Raw genomic sequence first — 21,146 nt, forward strand, 5'->3', positions numbered from 1 at the left:
AATTAATTACCCTTCTTCTGCGCCGGGGTCTGGCCTTTGTTGTTTTTGTCCTGCAACTGTGACGGCACCAGAACGGTGGTCACACGCTTACCTTTGTCGCTGAAAGCCTGCATTTTCTGCTCTTTCACCAGGTAAGTGATCTTATCACCCTTAATATTGCTATCGACCTGTTGCAGATAAGCATTACCGGTGAGCACGACGAAATCTTTCGCCAGCTCGTAATGCATCTGGGATGCATGGCCTTCGACTGGCTTGCCGTTATCCTGCATTTGATAGAAGGTGGCCGGGTTGCCGTAACCGTCGATCACTTCCTTGCCTTGTTCACCGCCCGGACGGGTGACGACCACTTTATCGGCATTGATTTTAATGGTGCCTTGAGTCACGACGACATTACCGGTGAAAGTGACCACGTTGCCTTGCATATCAAGAGATTGCTGGTCCGACTCAATGTGGATCGGTTGGTCAGTATCTCCGGTAACGGCAAATGCCGGAATGCTGGCGGCCAGAAGTGAGCTGGCAAGCACAAGATTAAGGCTGAGTTTGTTTGTTTTGAATTTCATAGGATGTTCTAACCTTTTCAATCAGCTCGGCATTCTTGCTGCGTAAGTTGCCGCGCATTTTCAGACCGCTGGAGTTAAATGTTGTTCCGTATAACGTGACGAGGTCTTCAGAGGTAACATCCTGCGTCACCAGATTGATCTGCGCGTTATCCGTCGTGATTCTGCGAAGTTGAGAGTCCGGCACGAGTGCGTTGACTTCAACGTGTCCATATAAATAGAGCATCCGGTCATTGGTTAGCTTGGCTTTATCTGCTTTAACCGACCATGTCGGGATTTTATCCTTATCAAACGTGGTAAGTACGGGTTGCGTAAACCACGAAACGGCCTGATCGGAATAATATTCAACGTGTTGAGCAATCAATCGATAGCTTAGGGCTCCTTCTGGGTTATAGACGAGCGTGTCCGTATGCTCGCTTTTATAGGTGGGATCATTGTTGTTGACGACCACCTGGGCGGTATCGTCTTTCTCGGTCATGTTAACGCCGATCATCACCAGAACCGCCAGTGATAGCACAATGATAACCCAACGTCTGGCTTTACTCATATCGATTGCCCTTTGGCTTCATCCAGTTTGCCCTGCGCCAGAAGTAATAAGTCGCAAACTTCACGCACCGCGCCGCGACCGCCAGCAATGCGCGTCACGTAATCAGCGCGCGGAATCAATAGCGGATGCGCATCGGCTACGGCCACGCTTAAGCCCACTTTTTCCATCACTGGCCAGTCGATAAGATCATCACCAACATAAGCCACGTTTTCTGGTGCAATCGCCAGTTTTTCCAGCAGATCGCCAAAGGCGATAAGCTTGTTTGATTGCCCCTGATACAGATGGGAGATCCCTAACGTTGCACACCGATCTTCTACCAGTTTAGCCTTTCGTCCAGTAATGATGGCGACTTCAATATCAGAGGTGAGCGCACAGCGGATACCATAACCGTCACGAACGTTGAACGCTTTCAGCTCTTCGCCATTGTTACCCATATAAATCAGGCCATCTGACAATACGCCATCAACGTCGAGGATCAGCAGACGAATGTTCTCTGCTTTTGCCATCACATCGGCGCTAACAGGGCCGTAACAGGTCGCAAGCGACGCACCTGCTTTACTCATTGTTGTTTATCCTTGAATCTTTACACTACGCCAGCACGCAATAAATCGTGCATATGTAACACACCGAGTAAATGGTCGCCATCGGCAACCATTACGGAAGTGATATGGCGGGACTGCATTAAGTTCAGCGCCTCAACGGCCAGAATGCCAGGGCGTACACGAATTCCCCCCGGCGTCATCACATCGGCAATACCTAACTGACGGACATCCACGCCCATATCGAAGACACGGCGTAAATCACCGTCGGTAAAGATGCCTTCAATCATCATATTGTCATCGCAAATGACGGTCATACCAAGATTTTTGCGGGTGACTTCCAGCAGCGCATCGCGCAGGCTGGCCGTTTTCTTGACACGCGGGATCTCGTCGCCCGTATGCATAATATCGCTGACGCGCAGCAGAAGTTTACGACCTAGTGCGCCACCTGGATGCGAAAGTGCAAAATCTTCGGCGGTAAAGCCGCGCGCTTTCAACAAGGCGACGGCGAGCGCATCTCCCATAACCAGCGTCGCGGTAGTGCTGCTGGTTGGCGCCAGCCCTAACGGACAGGCTTCCTTCGCTACTTTAACACACAGATGGACGTCTGCTGCGCGTGCCATGCTGCTCTCCGGACGCCCGGTGATGCAAATTAATGGCACATGCAGGCGTTTGAGTACCGGGATTAAGGCCGTGATTTCGCTGGATTCACCTGAGTTAGAAATTGCAATGACCACGTCCTGCGGGGTGACCATGCCTAAATCGCCATGTGCGGCCTCACCGGGATGGACAAAAAATGACGGAGTACCGGTGCTGGCAAACGTTGCTGCCATTTTGCGCCCAATGTGTCCCGATTTACCCATTCCCATGACCACCACTTTACCTTTACACCAGAACATCTTTTCACAGGCGAGCGTGAAATTCTGATTGATGTATTGATCAAGCTCTGCCAGGCATTCACGTTCAATCGCCAGGACTTCTTTACCTGCTTGCTGAAAGTCAAAACCCGGTTGCAACTCTACGTGCGACATAATGCGTTTCCAGTTATTCAACGAGTATTGGCGATAACCAGTACAACATCGCCAGCCATACGACAAATCCGCCTGTTAATAATACCCCAATGCCACGGCCAGATTGCGGGGAGCGTCGCCAGCATAGCAACGCAAAAATAATGCTGACCAACAGCATGACGCTGCAGTCACGGCTGTATGCTAGTGGGTTAACCTCCCCGGGCGTTATCAGCGCGGGTAAACCCAGCACGATGACAATATTAAAAATGTTTGCGCCAATGATATTACCGACAGCGATGTCGTTTTCACCTTTGCGAAAACCTGCTATCGCGGTCGCCAGTTCCGGCAGACTAGTGCCGATAGCGATTGCCGTCAGACCAATAGTCAACTCGCTAATGGCAAAGTAATTCGCCAGTACAGTGGCGTTATCAATCACCATCCGCGTTGCTACCGGCATGATAATCAATGCAATGCCGAGCCATAAAAACGCGACAGGCAAACCACCTTCGCGCGGTAGCTCTGCAAGCTGTTCTCTGGTCAGGCTGTCAGTCCCCTGACGTTCTGCCTGGCGTGCAAGTTTAACAATGAACAGCAGCCATAGCACAGCCAGAAAGAGGAGAAAGATACCATCGCTGCGACCAAGTTGTCCGTCATAGAGTACGGAACCGGCCACCACACTGACTAACAACATTAATGGTAATTCACGGCGCAGAACATCGGAATGGACGGTAAAAGGGCGCACCAGCGCAGCCAGACCGAGGATCAGTAATATATTGATTATGTTTGAGCCGAGTGCTGTGCCGACGGCTAAATCTCGTTGTTCATGCAGCGACGCGGCAAGCGAAACGATTATTTCTGGAAGTGACGTGCCAATACTGACTACGGTCATGCCAATGATCAGTGGCGGGATGCCAAAAGTGCGGCAAAGAATAGAGGCGGCAAATACCAGACGGTCGGCACTGTAAACGACCAAAAGTAAACCAACAATTAACAGTGCCGTAGCTAAAAGCATCTAACGTCCTTTCTTCAGGTATACTCGCCGGTCGCTGAAGATTTTCAGAAAGCCGAGACGGATTCTTAATTTTGACTTTATGCGGCTAAAAAGTAAAACAAATGCCAGCTTTCGCTAACCGCGGCGGGTAATATTCTGTAAATATGTGGGGTTCAAGGTTAAATTGAGCGCCATGCTTAGAAAATCAACGCAAGACGAAGGGTGAATTATGGAGCAGTCTGTGGCGAATTTAGTCGATATGCGCGATGTCAGTTTTACGCGTGGCAATCGCTGCATCTTCGATAATATTTCCCTGACCGTGCCGCGAGGAAAGATCACGGCAATCATGGGGCCATCGGGCATCGGTAAAACGACGCTACTCCGTCTGATTGGGGGGCAAATCGCGCCAGATCACGGCGAGATCCTTTTTGATGGTGAGAATATTCCGGCGATGTCTCGTTCGCGCCTGTATACCGTGCGTAAACGGATGAGCATGTTGTTTCAGTCCGGAGCGCTGTTCACCGATATGAACGTTTTTGACAACGTCGCTTATCCACTGCGCGAGCATACCCATCTTCCCGCGCCGTTGCTGCATAGCACGGTGATGATGAAGCTTGAAGCTGTGGGGCTGCGCGGAGCGGCTAAACTTATGCCATCTGAGCTTTCAGGCGGGATGGCGCGGCGTGCGGCGCTGGCGCGTGCAATTGCGCTGGAGCCGGATCTCATCATGTTTGATGAACCGTTTGTTGGGCAAGATCCCATCACTATGGGCGTACTGGTAAAGCTGATTTCCGAGCTCAACAGCGCGCTGGGCGTAACCTGCGTGGTGGTTTCTCACGATGTGCCGGAAGTCTTAAGTATTGCGGATCACGCCTGGATCCTGGCAGACAAAAAGATTGTCGCTCACGGTAGCGCCCAGGCGTTGCAGGCGAATCCTGATCCTCGCGTACGTCAGTTTCTGGACGGGATAGCTGACGGACCAGTTCCGTTCCGCTATCCTGCCGGCGATTATCACGCTGATCTTTTACCAGGGAGTTAAGCCACTCATGCTGTTAAATGCGCTGGCGTCGCTCGGACATAAAGGGATTAAAACCCTGAGAACGTTCGGGCGGGCCGGGTTAATGTTATTCAATGCGCTGGTCGGCAAACCGGAATTTCGCAAACATGCGCCGCTGCTGGTGCGCCAGCTCTATAATGTCGGCGTCCTGTCGATGCTGATTATTGTAGTTTCTGGCGTGTTCATCGGAATGGTGCTGGGGCTGCAAGGTTATCTGGTTCTGACCACTTATAGTGCGGAAACCAGTCTGGGGATGCTGGTGGCCTTGTCGCTGCTGCGCGAACTGGGGCCGGTGGTCGCAGCACTGCTGTTTGCCGGACGTGCCGGTTCGGCGTTAACTGCGGAAATCGGTTTAATGCGCGCCACAGAGCAGCTCTCCAGCATGGAGATGATGGCCGTGGATCCACTGCGCCGCGTCATTTCTCCACGTTTCTGGGCTGGGGTAATTTCACTACCTCTGCTGACGATAATTTTCGTCGCCGTGGGGATCTGGGGCGGATCGCTGGTTGGCGTCAGTTGGAAAGGCATTGATAGTGGGTTCTTCTGGTCGGCAATGCAAAACGCCGTCGACTGGCGTATGGATCTGGTCAACTGTCTGATTAAGAGCGTGGTGTTCGCTATTACGGTGACGTGGATTTCGCTGTTTAACGGTTATGACGCCATCCCGACCTCTGCCGGGATTAGCCGGGCAACCACTCGTACCGTTGTCCACTCGTCTCTGGCCGTACTGGGGCTGGATTTTGTGCTGACCGCATTGATGTTTGGGAATTGAGTTCATGCAAACGAAAAAAAATGAAATTTGGGTGGGTATCTTTTTATTAGCAGCACTGTTGGCGGCGCTGTTTGTTTGCCTGAAGGCGGCAAACGTGACGTCAATGCGAACTGAACCGACCTACACGCTTTACGCGACGTTCGATAATATCGGCGGCCTGAAAGCGCGCTCTCCGGTCAGTATTGGTGGCGTTGTCGTAGGCCGGGTCGCAGATATTACGCTGGACCCCAAAACCTATCTACCGCGCGTGACGCTGGAAATTGAACAACGTTATAACCACATTCCTGATACCAGTTCGTTGAGCATTCGTACTTCCGGTTTGCTTGGGGAACAATACCTGGCATTAAACGTCGGTTTTGAAGACCCGGAACTGGGGACTGCTATTCTGAAAGAGGGGGATACGATTCAGGACACCAAATCTGCGATGGTTCTGGAAGATCTCATTGGTCAGTTCCTTTACGGCAGTAAAGGTGATGACAATAAGAATAGTGGCGATGCGCCAGCCGCTGCGCCAGGTAATAATGAAACCACTGAACCTGTGGGTACAACGAAATAATTTCAGGAGAACCGACGCATGTTTAAACGTTTAATGATGGTCGCTTTGCTAATGATTGCACCGCTGAGTGCGGCAAACGCGGCAGATCAGACCAATCCGTATAAGCTGATGGACGAGGCGGCACAAAAAACGTTCGATCGCCTGAAGAATGAACAATCGCAAATTCGGGCTAACCCGGATTACCTGCGTACCATCGTCGATCAGGAACTGCTACCGTACGTACAGATAAAATACGCCGGTGCACTGGTACTGGGTCAGTACTATAAAAGCGCGACTCCAGCCCAGCGTGAAGCCTACTTCGCCGCTTTCCATGAGTATCTGAAGCAGGCTTACGGTCAGGCGCTGGCGATGTATCACGGTCAGACCTATCAGATTGCTCCGGAACAGCCGCTGGGTGATAAAACCATTGTGCCTATCCGCGTCACCATTATTGACCCGAATGGTCGTCCGCCAGTACGCCTGGATTTCCAGTGGCGTAAAAACTCTCAGACTGGCAAGTGGCAGGCTTACGACATGATTGCCGAAGGCGTCAGCATGATCACCACAAAACAAAATGAGTGGGGTACTTTACTGCGCACGAAAGGCATTGATGGTCTGACCGCACAACTGAAATCGATTTCTCAACAGAAAATTACCCTGGAAGAGAAAAAATAATGAGTGAGTCACTGAGCTGGATGCAGACGGGTGACACCCTGGTATTGACCGGAGAGCTGGATCAGGACGTTCTGCTGCCGCTTTGGGAAATGCGTGACGAAGCGGTGAAGGGGATTACCCGCATCGATCTTAGTCGAGTGTCCCGCGTTGATACGGGTGGACTGGCGTTGCTGCTCCATCTGATCGATCTGGCGAAAAAGCAAGGCAACAGCGTGACGCTTCAGGGGGTAAACGACAAGGTGTATACCCTGGCAAAATTGTATAATTTGCCGTCTGATGTTCTGCCTCGTTAATTTTTTTCAGGCTGGATAAGGCGTTACCCGCCTGTCCGGCAAACCTACCAGTAAGTCGAGCCTTGTCTGATTAATCAGCAAGGCTTTTTGCTTATTTATGACAGCGCAACTTTGCTCTAAGATGTTTCGCTGGTTTATTAACTGATGAATGAAGATCCCATGGAAAATAATGAAATTCAGAGCGTGCTGATGAACGCTCTTTCCCTCCAGGAAGTCCACGTTTCCGGCGATGGCAGCCACTTTCAGGTTATTGCCGTGGGTGAGATGTTTGATGGCATGAGCCGGGTTAAAAAACAGCAGACGGTTTACGGTCCGCTGATGGAATATATTGCGGATAACCGCATTCATGCTGTGTCGATCAAAGCATATACCCCTGCGGAATGGGCGCGCGATCGCAAACTGAACGGCTTTTGAGCTATGGGCGATACGCCGGTAGCGGATATGAATTGTTAACTGAGAACATACTAAATGGATAAATTTCGTGTTCAGGGGCCAACGAAGCTCCAGGGCGAAGTCACAATTTCCGGCGCTAAAAATGCTGCTCTGCCTATCCTTTTCGCTGCACTGCTGGCGGAAGAACCGGTGGAGATCCAGAACGTCCCGAAACTGAAAGACGTCGATACATCAATGAAGCTGCTTAGTCAGCTTGGCGCCAAAGTAGAACGTAATGGTTCTGTGCGTATTGATGCCCGTGACGTTAATGTCTTCTGCGCGCCTTACGATCTGGTTAAAACCATGCGTGCCTCTATCTGGGCGCTGGGGCCGCTGGTGGCTCGTTTTGGTCAGGGGCAGGTTTCTCTGCCTGGCGGTTGTACGATTGGTGCTCGTCCGGTTGATTTACACATTTCCGGCCTTGAGCAATTAGGCGCAACCATCAAACTGGAAGAAGGTTACGTTAAAGCTTCCGTCGATGGCCGTCTGAAAGGCGCGCACATCGTGATGGATAAAGTCAGTGTTGGTGCAACCGTGACCATCATGTGTGCTGCAACCCTGGCGGAAGGCACCACGATTATTGAAAACGCAGCGCGTGAACCGGAAATCGTCGATACCGCGAACTTCCTGGTTACGCTGGGCGCGAAAATTAGCGGCCAGGGTACCGATCGTATTGTCATCGAAGGGGTGGAACGTTTAGGTGGCGGCGTCTACCGTGTCCTGCCGGATCGAATTGAAACCGGTACTTTCCTGGTTGCTGCGGCGATCTCTCGCGGCAAAATCATCTGCCGTAACGCCCAGCCAGACACCCTTGACGCTGTTCTGGCGAAACTGCGTGACGCCGGGGCGGACATCGAAGTAGGTGAAGACTGGATTAGCCTGGATATGCACGGTAAACGTCCGAAGGCCGTTAACGTACGTACCGCACCGCATCCGGCGTTCCCGACCGATATGCAGGCCCAGTTCACGCTGCTGAACCTGGTAGCAGAAGGAACCGGATTCATCACCGAAACGGTCTTTGAAAACCGCTTTATGCACGTACCTGAGCTGAGCCGTATGGGCGCGCATGCCGAAATTGAAAGCAATACCGTTATTTGTCACGGTGTTGAAAAACTTTCCGGCGCACAGGTAATGGCAACCGATCTGCGTGCTTCAGCAAGTCTGGTGCTGGCTGGCTGCATTGCAGAAGGTACTACGGTTGTTGATCGTATTTATCACATCGATCGTGGCTACGAACGTATTGAAGACAAACTTCGTGCGCTTGGTGCTAACATTGAGCGTGTGAAAGGCGAGTAATCGTCTGATAGCTGGCAGCCCCGTTCGCGGGGCTACCGCCAGGCTACTCATTTTTGCGGTTTGGTGTAGCTGCGCATCAACTGCGATCTGTCGATAAATTCATGGGTCAGCGGGTCATGATAGCGTGATGGCCAGATAATCCAGGGATCAGTTCCTAATGCTTTCGCAATAATCATCTCTCCTTTCGGCCAGGGACGCGATAATGCATTCGCCAGTGTCGAGGAACTCAAACCATTTCTGCGAGATTCCGCCGCCATTGACGTTCCTTTTTTCCGCAAACCCGCAATGATATCGGCGGGATGCCAGTCAATGAAATTATTCTCCATCTTTCCTCACTCCTTAAGTTAGTCGCTTTCATTCAGAACATGCGTTCTGTCAGGAATCACTATACTCCTGATGACGGATTGCTCTAAAAAGTTCCTGTAAAGAGTGTGAATATTCAGAATATATCAAGATAAGTCGCCTGTATTTCAGACGGTTTTGCGCTTTATTAAGGTTTTTTGGGATTTTACTGGAATTATCCCGCGCGGTGCGCGGGATAACAGGAAGGGATTAACGATCGCGTTGAACAGCGATGTGTGCGAGGCCGATTAACGCCTCTCTCCATGGGGTATCCGGCAACACTTGCAATGCCGCAATGGCTTTGTCTGCTTCTTCTTCTGCACGCTGACGCGTCCATTCCAGAGAGCCGCAAGCGTTCATTGCTTCCAGAACCGGTTCCAGAAGATGTCGACCGTTCCCTTGCTCGATGGCGGTACGGATCATCTGCGCCTGTTCTGGTGTGCCATGATGCATCGCATGCAGCAGCGGCAGCGTTGGTTTTCCTTCGTTCAGATCGTCGCCGACGTTTTTACCTAACTGTTCGCCATCGGCATTGTAATCAAGTAGATCGTCGATCAGCTGGAAAGCCGTGCCGAGGTAACGACCATAATCCTGCAGACCTTTTTCCTCTTCCGGCGTACAGCCTGCAAGAATACCGGAACACTGAGCAGCAGCCTCGAACAGACGTGCGGTTTTGCTGTAAATAACACGCATGTAGTTCTCTTCGGTAATGTCCGGATCATTAACGTTCATCAGTTGCAGAACTTCACCTTCCGCGATGACGTTTACGGCTTCTGACATTACTTCCAGCACTTTGAGCGAGCCGAGGCTGGTCATCATCTGGAATGCACGGGTATAAATAAAATCGCCTACCAGCACGCTGGCAGCGTTACCAAAAGCGGCGTTAGCGGTAGCTTTACCTCGGCGCATATCTGATTCATCCACAACGTCGTCGTGTAGCAGTGTCGCCGTGTGGATAAACTCAATTAGGGCAGCAATGGTGACATGTGCATTCCCCTCATAGCCAACAGCTCGTGCAGCCAGTACAGCAATCATCGGACGAATACGTTTACCGCCGCCGCTGACGATGTAATAGCCTAACTGATTGATCAGTTGGACGTCGGAATTAAGCTGCTCGAGAATTGCTGCATTAACACCCGCCATATCTTGCGCGGTTAACTCATTGATTTTTTCTAAATTCATCGCAAAAGCCGGGCTTTTCGCCCCGATTACCTTACTGTGAACAGTGGCAACTTAGGGTTTATGGTTAGGAATATAGAGTGATTGTACTGAAAAAATGGCACAGATAAACGTTACCGTACAAGTTGTGTTTTTTTTCTTCGTGTATTGACTGTAGCACTTGTCAAAGGCGTGCGTTTTGCGTAATATTCGCGCCCTATTGTGAATATTTATAGCGCACTCTGAATCATTGAAAAGGTGTGCGCGGAAGCGGAGTTTTATATGTACGCGGTTTTCCAAAGTGGTGGTAAACAACACCGAGTAAGCGAAGGTCAGACCGTTCGCCTGGAAAAGCTGGACATCGCAACTGGCGAAACTGTTGAGTTCGCTGAAGTTCTGATGATCGCAAACGGTGAAGAAGTCAAAATCGGCGTTCCTTTCGTTGATGGCGGCGTAATCAAAGCTGAAGTTGTTGCTCACGGTCGTGGCGAGAAAGTTAAAATCGTTAAGTTTCGCCGTCGTAAACACTATCGTAAGCAGCAGGGCCATCGTCAGTGGTTCACTGATGTGAAAATTACTGGCATCAGCGCCTAAGACCTGAGGAGAGATTTCAAATGGCACATAAAAAGGCTGGCGGCTCCACACGTAACGGTCGCGATTCAGAAGCTAAACGCCTGGGCGTTAAGCGTTTCGGTGGCGAATCCGTTCTGGCGGGTAGCATCATCGTTCGTCAACGTGGTACCAAATTCCACGCTGGCGCTAACGTAGGTTGCGGTCGTGACCACACTCTGTTTGCTAAAGCAGACGGTAAAGTGAAATTCGAAGTTAAAGGCCCGAAAAACCGTAAATTTATCAGCATCGAAGCTGAATAAGTTTTTCGCGTCCCGGTAACGGATGAAAGCCCCGCAACACGTTGCGGGGCTTTTTACATTCGATAACCGGTAAAAATGCGCATGGTGCGGCGTTAATCCGCAAATGTGCTTTGTAGGGAATACGGTATGAAGCAGCAGGCAGGCATTGGTATTCTTTTGGCGCTCACGACCGCAATTTGCTGGGGTGCGTTGCCAATTGCAATGAAGCAGGTGCTGGAGGTGATGGAGCCTCCGACGATCGTGTTTTACCGTTTCTTAATGGCGAGTATAGGTCTTGGCGCAATTCTTGCGGTGAAGAAGAGGCTGCCGCCATTACGCGTGTTTCGTAAGCCGCGCTGGCTGATTTTGCTGGCTGTAGCGACCGCCGGGCTGTTTGGGAACTTCATCCTGTTCAGCTCATCCTTACAATACTTGAGTCCGACCGCCTCGCAGGTAATTGGGCAACTCTCGCCAGTAGGCATGATGGTTGCCAGCGTATTTATCCTGAAAGAGAAAATGCGCAGCACGCAGGTGGTGGGAGCATTGATGCTCCTGAGCGGGCTGGTGATGTTTTTTAATAACAGTCTGGTCGAGATTTTCACGAAGCTCACTGATTACACCTGGGGAGTTATCTTTGGTGTCGGAGCGGCGACGGTCTGGGTAAGTTATGGCGTGGCGCAAAAGGTTTTATTGCGTCGACTGGCTTCACCGCAGATCCTGTTTTTACTGTACACTTTATGTACAATGGCGCTCTTCCCGCTGGCGAAGCCTGGGGTAATAGCGCAGCTTAGCCATTGGCAGCTCGCATGTTTAATTTTTTGCGGACTGAATACCTTGGTAGGATATGGCGCCCTGGCGGAAGCGATGGCACGCTGGCAGGCAGCGCAGGTGAGCGCGATCATCACGCTTACTCCACTGTTTACGCTGTTTTTTTCAGATCTTTTATCACTGGCCTGGCCCGATTTCTTCGCCAGACCGAAGTTAAACCTTTTAGGTTATCTCGGTGCGTTTGTCGTGGTTGCGGGCGCGATGTATTCCGCCATTGGTCATCGTATTTGGGGCGGATTACGTAAGCATACAACGGTGGTATCGCAACCCCGCGCAGGCGAATGATTTACGGAGAATAAAATGAAGTTTGTTGATGAAGCATCGATTCTGGTCGTTGCAGGTGATGGCGGTAATGGTTGCGTGAGCTTCCGCCGTGAAAAATATATTCCGAAAGGCGGCCCGGATGGCGGCGACGGCGGTGACGGTGGCGATGTATGGATGGAAGCCGACGAAAACCTGAACACGCTTATTGATTATCGTTTCGAAAAATCTTTCCGTGCAGAGCGCGGTCAGAACGGCGCAAGCCGCGATTGTACCGGTAAGCGCGGTAAAGACGTAACGATTAAAGTGCCGGTAGGTACGCGCGTTATCGATCAGGGTACTGGCGAAACTATGGGCGATATGACCAAACATGGTCAGCGCCTGCTGGTTGCCAAGGGCGGCTGGCACGGTCTGGGCAATACCCGTTTCAAATCGTCCGTTAACCGTACACCACGGCAGAAAACCAACGGTACGCCGGGCGATAAGCGCGAGTTGCTGCTGGAGCTGATGCTGCTGGCTGACGTCGGTATGTTGGGGATGCCAAACGCGGGTAAATCGACCTTTATTCGCGCGGTATCGGCGGCTAAACCGAAAGTAGCGGACTATCCGTTTACCACTCTGGTACCAAGCCTGGGTGTGGTACGTATGGACAACGAGAAGAGCTTCGTTGTTGCTGATATTCCGGGGTTGATTGAAGGCGCTGCGGAAGGCGCAGGTCTGGGTATTCGCTTCCTGAAGCACCTGGAACGTTGCCGCGTACTGTTGCACCTCATCGATATCGATCCGATTGACGGCACCGATCCGGTTGAAAACGCGCGTATTATTATCAGCGAGCTGGAAAAATACAGCCAGGATCTGGCGGCGAAACCACGCTGGTTAGTCTTCAACAAGATCGACCTGCTGGATAAAACAGAAGCCGAAGAGAAGGCGAAAGCGATCGCTGAGGCGCTGGGCTGGGAAGATAAATATTATCTGATCTCTGCGGCGAGCGGACTGGGCGTGAAAGATCTGTGCTGGGATGTGATGACCTTTATCATTGAAAACCCAGTGGTGCAGGCCGAAGAAGCGAAACAGCCAGAGAAAGTCGAATTCATGTGGGATGATTATCATCGTCAGCAGCTTGAAGAGATTGCTGAAGAGGATGATGAAGACTGGGATGACGACTGGGACGAAGACGACGAAGAAGGCGTTGAGTTCATTTACAAGCGTTAATCAGCAAAACCCCGGCCATGCGCCGGGGTTTCTCTTTAGACTAATTGTTCTGGTAAATATCTTTATACAAACGGCTTTCAAATCGCACTAACGGAATACGGCGATTACGCTGATCCGCCGGTTCTACTGCATAACCAGAAAGATATTGTACGAACGCCATTCGTTGCCCACTTGCTGTGGTGATGAATCCTGCCAGGTTATACACGCCCTGCAACGAACCTGTTTTCGCTGAAACTTTACCATCTACGCCCGCTTGATGTAGACCTGCACGGTACTGCAACGAACCATCGTAGCCAGCCAAAGGTAGCATTGAGATAAAGTTAAGCTCATTGTCGTGTTGGGCAATGTATTGCAGCACCTGCATCATGGTGGCTGGCGCAATCAGGTTATGCCGTGAAAGCCCTGAACCATCCGCAATAATCGTGTTGCCAATATCCACACCCGCCTGCTTACGCAGGATCTGGCGTACGGCATCGGATCCGGCCCGCCATGTCCCCGGGACATTAAAGCGCGCATGACCAATCATGCGAAAGACGGTATCGGCGATCATGTTGTCGGACTTTTTCAGCATAATCTTAAGCAGATCATGCAAAGGGGCCGACTGTTTACTGGCAACTACCGTTCCAGGGGCGTTAACCTGCGTTTGTCGCAGTAGCGTGCCGGAATAGGTAATGCCTGCCTGTTTTAACTCATCTTTCAGAATTGCTCCGGCGTAGCTGGCGCCATCCTGTACGGCAAAAGCCAACGGTAGCGGCTCTGAACGTTGTGGTAGGCATCCGGTTAACGTAAAGCGGTTAAGGTCGCCTGGTACCACATCCAGCTCGCAATATTGCGCTTCGGCTGAACCACGGGGGAGAGTGCGTACCTGGCTGAACATAGTAACCGGATAATAAGAGGCCACGCGAACATAGGCCATATCACCGGGTTTTTGGGCACTGTAGAGCGAGACGGAAAAGCAATTGCGGTCAACAATGGCGGCAGCAGGTGGGGCGCTAAAGCATTGTGTCATATCATTCCAGGGCCAGCCGGGGGCTTTATCGTGACTGGCAAAAATGGACGTGTCTATAAACACATTGCCATCGATTTGGGTGACACCTGATTTTTTCAGGGTCGCCACCATATTACGAATATCCTGACGTTTTAGCGTCGGATCGGCACCAAATCGCGCCACTAAATCGCCTTTAAGCACCCCGTTCTCCACATTGCCTTTGGTTTCAAGCGTCGTGGTAAAACGAAAATCGGGGCCAAGTTGAATCAACGCCGCCAGCGCAGTGATCACCTTCTGCGTACTGGCGGGCAGCGCCATTTGCTGACTATGGTAATCAATAGCGGGGGCAGACGCGCCGACTTTTTGCACCATCAGGGCAAGGTTGGCGCCAGCGGGGAGTTGAGTAATATACTCATCTACATTCGCGGCCTGAACACTGAACGCTATACAGCTGGTCAATCCGATGATAAATCTGGAAAATCGCATAATCTCGCGCTAACAACCTGGAATCGAGCCGTCATACTACGGCGCAACGCCCTATAAAGTAAACGATGACCCTTCGGGAACTTCAGGGTAAAATGACTATCAAAATGTGAATTATTGCTGACCTGGGACCTGTTCCCGGGTCGGTATTTTTTTGCTTCTGGTCCCGACGAGGAGTTGTGCCGGGCATGCCGAACAGCCGGGGCGAGTGGAGACTCGCCCTATCAGGAATATTCAAGAGGTATAACAAATGCAAGCTATTCCGATGACCTTACGCGGCGCTGAAAAATTACGCGAAGAGCTGGATTTTCTGAAATCTGTGCGCCGTCCTGAAATCATTGCTGCTATCGCGGAAGCGCGTGAGCATGGCGACCTGAAAGAGAACGCCGAATACCACGCTGCGCGTGAGCAGCAGGGTTTTTGCGAAGGCCGTATCAAAGATATCGAAGCCAAGCTGTCGAACGCGCAGGTAATTGATGTCACCAAAATGCCCAACAATGGTCGCGTGATTTTTGGCGCTACCGTGACGGTTTTGAATCTGGATTCTGATGAAGAACAGACTTATCGCATCGTGGGCGATGATGAAGCTGACTTTAAACAGAACCTGATTTCTGTTAACTCGCCTATCGCTCGTGGACTGATTGGCAAAGAAGAAGATGATGTCGTGGTCATCAAAACGCCGGGCGGCGATGTAGAATTTGAAGTAATTAAGGTGGAATACCTGTAAGAATTACCCAATACTCAAAATGTTGATGTATTGTAAAGAAAGGAAAAAGGCCGCTATGCGGCCTTTTATCAACGAACAGAGCGTGGCATTTTGCTCTCCTGCTTGCGGAAAATCCCTCGTTTTACACAGCAAATGTGTGTAACTTTAGGATAATCTTAGCGTGGCAGCGAGATTTTACGTTCTTTAGTTGGACGATAAAGCACCAGCGTTTTACCGATGACCTGTACATTACAGGCGCCGGTTTCGCGCACGATAGCTTCCACGATCAAGGTTTTAGTGTCGCGATCTTCAGTGGCGATTTTCACCTTGATGAGTTCATGGTGCTCTAACGCTTGTTCAATCTCGGCCAGCACCCCTTCGGTCAAACCATTACTGCCAAGCAGAACAACTGGCTTGAGCGGATGTGCCAGACCTTTCAGGTGCTGTTTTTGTTTAGTACTCAGATTCATCGTATTTTTTTGCTTACGTTGGGATTGAAAACGGGTCATTCTACCGCCATCTCCCATATATCGCCAAATAGGCGCGTAAAAATTTACGCAATTGGTTACGATGAGTTATCCCAATGGGAAAGTTAAATGACAGGTAAGAAGCGTTCTGCCAGCTCCAGTCGCTGGCTTCAGGAACACTTTAGCGATAAATATGTTCAACAGGCACAGAAAAAGGGGTTACGTTCCCGTGCCTGGTTTAAACTTGATGAAATACAGCAAAGTGACAAACTCTTTAAACCGGGAATGACGGTTGTCGACCTTGGTGCTGCGCCAGGTGGTTGGTCACAATATGTGGTCACCCAAATTGGCGGCAAAGGCCGCATCATCGCTTGCGATCTTTTACCTATGGATCCTATCGTTGGTGTGGACTTTCTTCAGGGCGATTTTCGTGATGAACTGGTCATGAAAGCACTGCTGGAACGCGTAGGCGACAGTAAAGTCCAGGTTGTCATGTCCGATATGGCACCAAACATGAGCGGAACACCGGCGGTGGATATCCCCCGTGCCATGTATCTGGTGGAACTGGCGTTAGAAATGTGTCGTGATGTATTAGCGCCAGGTGGCAGTTTTGTAGTGAAGGTGTTCCAGGGCGAAGGTTTCGATGAGTATCTAAGGGAAATTCGCTCCCTGTTTACGAAGGTCAAAGTTCGTAAGCCGGACTCTTCTCGCGCACGTTCGCGGGAAGTGTATATTGTAGCGACCGGGCGTAAACCCTAACCGGGAGATTTCAGACGAAAGTTTGAAAGCTGCTGGATATAGAGTATCCTGACGCTGTTTTTAACACAGTTGTAATAAGAGGTTAATCCCTTGAGTGACATGGCGAAAAACCTAATACTCTGGCTGGTCATTGCCGTTGTGCTGATGTCAGTATTCCAGAGCTTTGGGCCCAGCGAGTCTAATGGACGTAAGGTGGATTACTCTACCTTCCTACAAGAGGTCAATAACGACCAGGTTCGTGAAGCGCGTATCAACGGACGTGAAATCAACGTTACCAAGAAAGATAGTAACCGTTATACCACTTACATTCCGGTTCAGGATCCGAAGTTACTGGATAACCTGCTGACCAAGAACGTCAAGGTTGTCGGTGAACCGCCTGAAGAGCCAAGCCTGCTGGCTTCTATCTTCATCTCCTGGTTCCCGATGCTGTTGCTGATTGGTGTCTGGATCTTCTTCATGCGTCAAATGCAGGGCGGCGGTGGCAAAGGTGCCATGTCGTTCGGTAAGAGCAAAGCGCGCATGCTGACGGAAGATCAGATCAAAACGACCTTTGCTGACGTTGCGGGTTGCGACGAAGCAAAAGAAGAAGTTGCCGAACTGGTTGAGTATCTGCGTGAGCCGAGCCGCTTCCAGAAACTCGGCGGTAAGATCCCGAAAGGCGTCCTGATGGTCGGTCCTCCGGGTACTGGTAAAACGCTGCTGGCGAAAGCGATTGCAGGCGAAGCGAAAGTTCCGTTCTTTACTATCTCCGGTTCTGACTTCGTAGAAATGTTCGTCGGTGTGGGTGCATCCCGTGTGCGTGACATGTTCGAACAGGCGAAGAAAGCGGCACCGTGTATCATCTTTATCGATGAAATTGACGCCGTAGGCCGCCAGCGTGGCGCTGGTCTGGGCGGTGGTCACGATGAACGTGAACAGACTCTGAACCAGATGCTGGTTGAGATGGATGGCTTCGAAGGTAACGAAGGTATCATCGTTATCGCCGCGACTAACCGTCCGGACGTTCTCGACCCGGCCCTGCTGCGTCCTGGCCGTTTCGACCGTCAGGTTGTGGTCGGCTTGCCAGATGTTCGCGGTCGTGAGCAGATCCTGAAAGTTCACATGCGTCGCGTACCATTGGCACCCGATATCGACGCGGCAATCATTGCCCGTGGTACTCCTGGTTTCTCCGGTGCTGACCTGGCGAACCTGGTGAACGAAGCGGCACTGTTCGCTGCGCGTGGCAACAAACGCGTTGTGTCGATGGTTGAGTTCGAGAAAGCGAAAGACAAAATCATGATGGGTGCGGAACGTCGCTCCATGGTGATGACGGAAGCGCAGAAAGAATCGACGGCTTACCACGAGGCGGGTCATGCGATTATCGGTCGCCTGGTGCCGGAACACGATCCGGTGCACAAAGTGACGATTATCCCACGCGGTCGTGCGCTGGGTGTGACTTTCTTCTTGCCTGAGGGCGACGCAATCAGCGCCAGCCGTCAGAAACTGGAAAGCCAGATTTCTACGCTGTACGGTGGTCGTCTGGCAGAAGAGATCATCTACGGGCCGGAACATGTTTCTACCGGTGCGTCCAACGATATTAAAGTTGCGACCAACCTGGCACGTAACATGGTGACTCAGTGGGGCTTCTCTGAGAAATTGGGTCCACTGCTGTACGCGGAAGAAGAAGGTGAAGTGTTCCTCGGCCGTAGCGTAGCGAAAGCGAAGCATATGTCCGATGAAACTGCACGTATCATCGACCAGGAAGTGAAAGCACTGATTGAGCGTAACTATAATCGTGCGCGTCAGCTTCTGACCGACAATATGGATATTCTGCATGCGATGAAAGATGCTCTCATGAAATATGAGACTATCGACGCACCGCAGATTGATGACCTGATGGCACGTCGCGATGTACGTCCGCCAGCGGGCTGGGAAGAACCAGGCGCTTCTAACAATTCTGGCGACAATGGTAGTCCAAAGGCTCCTCGTCCGGTTGATGAACCGCGTACGCCGAACCCGGGTAACACCATGTCAGAGCAGTTAGGCGACAAGTAAGTTCCCGCATCAGATGACTGTATTTGTACCGAAAACCCCGGGGCGTGCTCCGGGGTTTTTTCTTATCAATTCATACCAGGGATAACATCATGAAACTCTTTGCCCAGGGTACTTCACTGGACCTTAGCCATCCTCACGTAATGGGGATCCTCAACGTTACGCCTGATTCCTTTTCGGATGGTGGCACGCATAACTCGCTGATAGATGCGGTGAAACATGCGAATCTGATGATCAACGCTGGCGCGACGATCATTGACGTTGGTGGCGAGTCCACGCGGCCAGGGGCGGCGGAAGTTAGCGTTGAAGAAGAGTTGCAACGTGTTATTCCTGTGGTTGAGGCAATTGCTCAACGCTTCGAAGTCTGGATCTCGGTCGATACATCCAAACCAGAAGTCATCCGTGAGTCAGCAAAAGTTGGCGCTCACATTATTAACGATATCCGCTCCCTTTCCGAACCTGGCGCTCTGGAGGCGGCTGCAGAAACCGGTTTACCGGTTTGTCTGATGCATATGCAGGGAAATCCAAAGACCATGCAGGAAGCGCCAAAGTATGACGATGTCTTTGCCGAGGTAAATCGCTACTTTGTTGAGCAAATAGCACGCTGCGAACAGGCTGGTATCGCAAAAGAGAAATTGTTGCTCGACCCCGGATTCGGTTTCGGTAAAAATCTCCATCACAACTATGCATTACTGGCGCGTCTGGCTGAATTTCATCATTTCAACCTGCCGCTGTTGGTGGGTATGTCACGAAAATCGATGATTGGACAGCTCTTGAACGTGGGGCCGTCAGAGCGTCTGAGCGGTAGTCTGGCCTGTGCGGTAATTGCCGCAATGCAAGGCGCGCACATTATTCGTGTTCATGACGTCAAAGAAACCGTAGAAGCGATGCGAGTGGTGGAAGCTACTCTGTCTGCAAAGGAAAACAAACGCTATGAGTAATCGTAAATATTTCGGTACCGATGGGATTCGTGGTCGTGTTGGGGATGCGCCGATCACACCTGATTTTGTACTTAAGCTGGGTTGGGCCGCGGGTAAAGTGCTGGCGCGCCACGGCTCCCGTAAGATTATTATTGGTAAAGACACGCGTATTTCTGGCTATATGCTGGAGTCGGCGCTGGAAGCGGGTCTGGCGGCTGCCGGTCTTTCCGCGCTCTTCACTGGCCCGATGCCAACACCGGCCGTGGCTTATCTGACGCGTACCTTCCGCGCAGAAGCCGGCATTGTAATTTCTGCATCGCATAACCCATTCTACGATAACGGGATCAAATTCTTTTCTATTGATGGCACCAAGCTGCCGGATGCAGTAGAAGAGGCCATCGAAGCGGAAATGGAAAAAGAGATCAGCTGTGTTGATTCGGCAGAACTGGGTAAAGCCAGCCGTATCGTTGATGCTGCGGGTCGCTATATCGAATTTTGTAAAGCCACGTTCCCGAATGAACTTAGCCTGAGCGAATTGAAAATTGTGGTGGATTGCGCCAACGGCGCGACTTATCACATTGCGCCGAACGTGCTACGCGAGCTGGGAGCGAATGTTATCGCTATCGGTTGTGAGCCGAACGGTGTAAACATCAACGCCGAAGTAGGAGCAACTGATGTTCGTGCATTACAGGCGCGCGTACTGGCTGAAAAAGCAGATCTCGGTATCGCCTTTGACGGTGACGGCGATCGCGTGATTATGGTGGACCATGAAGGCAATAAAGTCGATGGCGACCAGATTATGTATATCATCGCACGCGAAGGTCTGCGTCAGGGCCAGCTGCGTGGTGGCGCGGTGGGTACATTGATGAGCAACATGGGGCTGGAACTGGCGCTGAAACAGTTAGGCATTCCATTTGCGCGCGCGAAAGTGGGCGATCGCTACGTACTGGAAAAAATGCAGGAGAAAGGCTGGCGCATCGGTGCCGAGAACTCTGGCCACGTGATCCTGCTGGATAAAACCACCACCGGTGATGGCATTGTTGCAGGTTTGCAGGTCCTGGCGGCGATGGCGCGTAACCATATGAGTCTGCACGACCTTTGCAGTGGCATGAAAATGTTCCCGCAGATTCTGGTTAACGTGCGTTACACCGCAGGTAGTGGCGATCCGCTTGAGCATGAGTCAGTTAAAGCTGTGACCGCAGAGGTTGAAGCGGCGCTGGGCAACCGTGGACGCGTATTACTGCGTAAATCTGGCACCGAGCCGTTAATTCGCGTGATGGTAGAAGGTGAAGACGAAGCGCAGGTAACCGAATTTGCGCACCGCATTGCTGACGCGGTAAAAGCGGTTTGATTTGATAGCTAACTGGCTAAAAAGGCGGCGATTGTCGCCTTTGTTCTTCTTAAGCACATCGGTTTTGCTGTTTTTTTCCGCAGTT

25 protein-coding genes are annotated in these 21,146 nt (G+C 51.2%); 16 read left to right on the plus strand and 9 right to left on the minus strand.

Annotated features, from left to right (window positions below; genetic code table 11):
- Nucleotides 1-2 precede the first annotated feature (2 nt).
- From lptA to D9742_RS11830, 5 genes are read right to left on the minus strand one after another with little or no spacing between them, the layout of a single operon-like run.
- Nucleotides 3-560, minus strand: coding sequence for a lipopolysaccharide ABC transporter substrate-binding protein LptA (gene lptA, locus D9742_RS11810; RefSeq protein ID WP_064529517.1), 558 nt, complete (start codon nt 558-560; stop codon nt 3-5).
- Nucleotides 529-1,104, minus strand: a complete 576-nt coding sequence (gene lptC / locus D9742_RS11815; protein WP_064529518.1) for an LPS export ABC transporter periplasmic protein LptC — start codon at nt 1,102-1,104, stop codon at nt 529-531. The genes lptA and lptC overlap by 32 nt, the downstream gene beginning before the upstream one ends.
- A complete protein-coding gene (gene kdsC, locus D9742_RS11820; RefSeq protein ID WP_130237030.1) occupies nt 1,101-1,667 on the minus strand; it encodes a 3-deoxy-manno-octulosonate-8-phosphatase KdsC in 567 nt (188 codons plus the stop codon). Before kdsC ends, lptC begins: the two co-directional genes overlap by 4 nt.
- A 20-nt stretch (nt 1,668-1,687) precedes the next feature.
- A complete protein-coding gene (kdsD, locus tag D9742_RS11825) occupies nt 1,688-2,674 on the minus strand; it encodes an arabinose-5-phosphate isomerase KdsD (RefSeq protein ID WP_130237031.1) in 987 nt (328 codons plus the stop codon).
- Nucleotides 2,675-2,687: 13 nt separating this feature from the next.
- Nucleotides 2,688-3,665 carry a calcium/sodium antiporter gene (locus D9742_RS11830; RefSeq protein ID WP_130237032.1) on the minus strand — a complete coding sequence of 326 codons (978 nt, stop codon included), beginning with the start codon at nt 3,663-3,665 and terminating at the stop codon, nt 2,688-2,690.
- A gap of 208 nt (nt 3,666-3,873) precedes the next feature.
- Here D9742_RS11830 and mlaF point away from each other — a divergent pair, with 208 nt between their 5' ends.
- The 7 genes from mlaF to murA all read left to right on the plus strand — a co-directional run bounded on the left by mlaF (nt 3,874) and on the right by murA (nt 8,704).
- Complete coding sequence (mlaF, locus tag D9742_RS11835) at nt 3,874-4,683, plus strand: phospholipid ABC transporter ATP-binding protein MlaF (RefSeq protein ID WP_064529522.1); 810 nt, start codon at nt 3,874-3,876, stop codon at nt 4,681-4,683.
- A 7-nt stretch (nt 4,684-4,690) separates the two neighbouring features.
- Nucleotides 4,691-5,473 carry a lipid asymmetry maintenance ABC transporter permease subunit MlaE gene (gene mlaE / locus D9742_RS11840; protein ID WP_000925792.1) on the plus strand — a complete coding sequence of 261 codons (783 nt, stop codon included), beginning with the start codon at nt 4,691-4,693 and terminating at the stop codon, nt 5,471-5,473.
- Nucleotides 5,474-5,477: 4 nt separating this feature from the next.
- Nucleotides 5,478-6,029 (plus strand): outer membrane lipid asymmetry maintenance protein MlaD, encoded by a 552-nt coding sequence (mlaD, locus tag D9742_RS11845; protein WP_130223776.1) that lies wholly within the window; start codon nt 5,478-5,480, stop codon nt 6,027-6,029.
- Nucleotides 6,030-6,047: 18 nt separating this feature from the next.
- A complete protein-coding gene (mlaC, locus tag D9742_RS11850) occupies nt 6,048-6,683 on the plus strand; it encodes a phospholipid-binding protein MlaC (protein ID WP_130237033.1) in 636 nt (211 codons plus the stop codon).
- Nucleotides 6,683-6,976, plus strand: coding sequence for a lipid asymmetry maintenance protein MlaB (mlaB, locus tag D9742_RS11855; RefSeq protein WP_130237034.1), 294 nt, complete (start codon nt 6,683-6,685; stop codon nt 6,974-6,976). Before mlaC ends, mlaB begins: the two co-directional genes overlap by 1 nt.
- Before the next feature lie 159 nt (nt 6,977-7,135).
- Nucleotides 7,136-7,390, plus strand: coding sequence for a BolA family iron metabolism protein IbaG (gene ibaG, locus D9742_RS11860; protein WP_010379217.1), 255 nt, complete (start codon nt 7,136-7,138; stop codon nt 7,388-7,390).
- A gap of 54 nt (nt 7,391-7,444) precedes the next feature.
- Entirely contained in the window at nt 7,445-8,704 is a 1,260-nt protein-coding gene (gene murA / locus D9742_RS11865; RefSeq protein WP_130204584.1) for a UDP-N-acetylglucosamine 1-carboxyvinyltransferase, read from the plus strand.
- A gap of 47 nt (nt 8,705-8,751) precedes the next feature.
- On the opposite strand, the gene sfsB is transcribed toward murA, so the two are convergent.
- The gene (gene sfsB, locus D9742_RS11870) at nt 8,752-9,030 is read right to left on the minus strand and encodes a DNA-binding transcriptional regulator SfsB (protein ID WP_130237035.1); all 279 of its coding nucleotides are present in this window, start codon (nt 9,028-9,030) and stop codon (nt 8,752-8,754) included.
- Between the two features lie 226 nt (nt 9,031-9,256).
- Nucleotides 9,257-10,228 carry an octaprenyl diphosphate synthase gene (gene ispB / locus D9742_RS11875; protein WP_001047336.1) on the minus strand — a complete coding sequence of 324 codons (972 nt, stop codon included), beginning with the start codon at nt 10,226-10,228 and terminating at the stop codon, nt 9,257-9,259.
- A gap of 258 nt (nt 10,229-10,486) precedes the next feature.
- On the opposite strand from ispB, the gene rplU reads away from it, so the two are divergent.
- The 4 genes from rplU (at nt 10,487) to cgtA (ending at nt 13,356) form a co-directional block, all read left to right on the plus strand.
- Nucleotides 10,487-10,798 carry a 50S ribosomal protein L21 gene (gene rplU / locus D9742_RS11880; protein ID WP_000271401.1) on the plus strand — a complete coding sequence of 104 codons (312 nt, stop codon included), beginning with the start codon at nt 10,487-10,489 and terminating at the stop codon, nt 10,796-10,798.
- Nucleotides 10,799-10,818: 20 nt separating this feature from the next.
- Nucleotides 10,819-11,076 carry a 50S ribosomal protein L27 gene (rpmA, locus tag D9742_RS11885; protein WP_000940595.1) on the plus strand — a complete coding sequence of 86 codons (258 nt, stop codon included), beginning with the start codon at nt 10,819-10,821 and terminating at the stop codon, nt 11,074-11,076.
- Between the two features lie 126 nt (nt 11,077-11,202).
- Nucleotides 11,203-12,168 (plus strand): DMT family transporter, encoded by a 966-nt coding sequence (locus D9742_RS11890; RefSeq protein ID WP_130237036.1) that lies wholly within the window; start codon nt 11,203-11,205, stop codon nt 12,166-12,168.
- Nucleotides 12,169-12,183: 15 nt separating this feature from the next.
- A complete protein-coding gene (cgtA, locus tag D9742_RS11895) occupies nt 12,184-13,356 on the plus strand; it encodes an Obg family GTPase CgtA (protein ID WP_130237037.1) in 1,173 nt (390 codons plus the stop codon).
- A gap of 40 nt (nt 13,357-13,396) precedes the next feature.
- On the opposite strand, the gene dacB is transcribed toward cgtA, so the two are convergent.
- A complete protein-coding gene (gene dacB, locus D9742_RS11900; protein WP_130237038.1) occupies nt 13,397-14,830 on the minus strand; it encodes a serine-type D-Ala-D-Ala carboxypeptidase in 1,434 nt (477 codons plus the stop codon).
- 247 nt (nt 14,831-15,077) lie between these two features.
- On the opposite strand from dacB, the gene greA reads away from it, so the two are divergent.
- Nucleotides 15,078-15,554: a transcription elongation factor GreA gene (gene greA, locus D9742_RS11905; protein WP_064529530.1), complete on the plus strand. Its 477-nt coding sequence runs from the start codon at nt 15,078-15,080 to the stop codon at nt 15,552-15,554.
- A 155-nt stretch (nt 15,555-15,709) separates the two neighbouring features.
- Here the strand turns inward: greA and yhbY are convergent, their stop codons facing one another.
- Complete coding sequence (yhbY, locus tag D9742_RS11910; RefSeq protein WP_115204341.1) at nt 15,710-16,003, minus strand: ribosome assembly RNA-binding protein YhbY; 294 nt, start codon at nt 16,001-16,003, stop codon at nt 15,710-15,712.
- A 126-nt stretch (nt 16,004-16,129) separates the two neighbouring features.
- Here yhbY and rlmE point away from each other — a divergent pair, with 126 nt between their 5' ends.
- The 4 genes from rlmE to glmM all read left to right on the plus strand — a co-directional run bounded on the left by rlmE (nt 16,130) and on the right by glmM (nt 21,061).
- Nucleotides 16,130-16,759 carry a 23S rRNA (uridine(2552)-2'-O)-methyltransferase RlmE gene (gene rlmE, locus D9742_RS11915; protein ID WP_000145975.1) on the plus strand — a complete coding sequence of 210 codons (630 nt, stop codon included), beginning with the start codon at nt 16,130-16,132 and terminating at the stop codon, nt 16,757-16,759.
- Between the two features lie 99 nt (nt 16,760-16,858).
- On the plus strand, nt 16,859-18,793 hold the full coding sequence (gene ftsH, locus D9742_RS11920; protein WP_001107467.1) for an ATP-dependent zinc metalloprotease FtsH: 1,935 nt from the start codon (nt 16,859-16,861) through the stop codon (nt 18,791-18,793).
- A gap of 89 nt (nt 18,794-18,882) precedes the next feature.
- Nucleotides 18,883-19,731, plus strand: a complete 849-nt coding sequence (folP, locus tag D9742_RS11925; protein WP_130237039.1) for a dihydropteroate synthase — start codon at nt 18,883-18,885, stop codon at nt 19,729-19,731.
- Nucleotides 19,724-21,061, plus strand: coding sequence for a phosphoglucosamine mutase (glmM, locus tag D9742_RS11930; protein WP_000071134.1), 1,338 nt, complete (start codon nt 19,724-19,726; stop codon nt 21,059-21,061). Before folP ends, glmM begins: the two co-directional genes overlap by 8 nt.
- Nucleotides 21,062-21,146 lie beyond the last annotated feature (85 nt).

Origin of the sequence: Escherichia sp. E1V33, from assembly GCF_004211955.1 — a bacterium.
Taxonomy (GTDB): Bacteria; Pseudomonadota; Gammaproteobacteria; order Enterobacterales; family Enterobacteriaceae; genus Escherichia.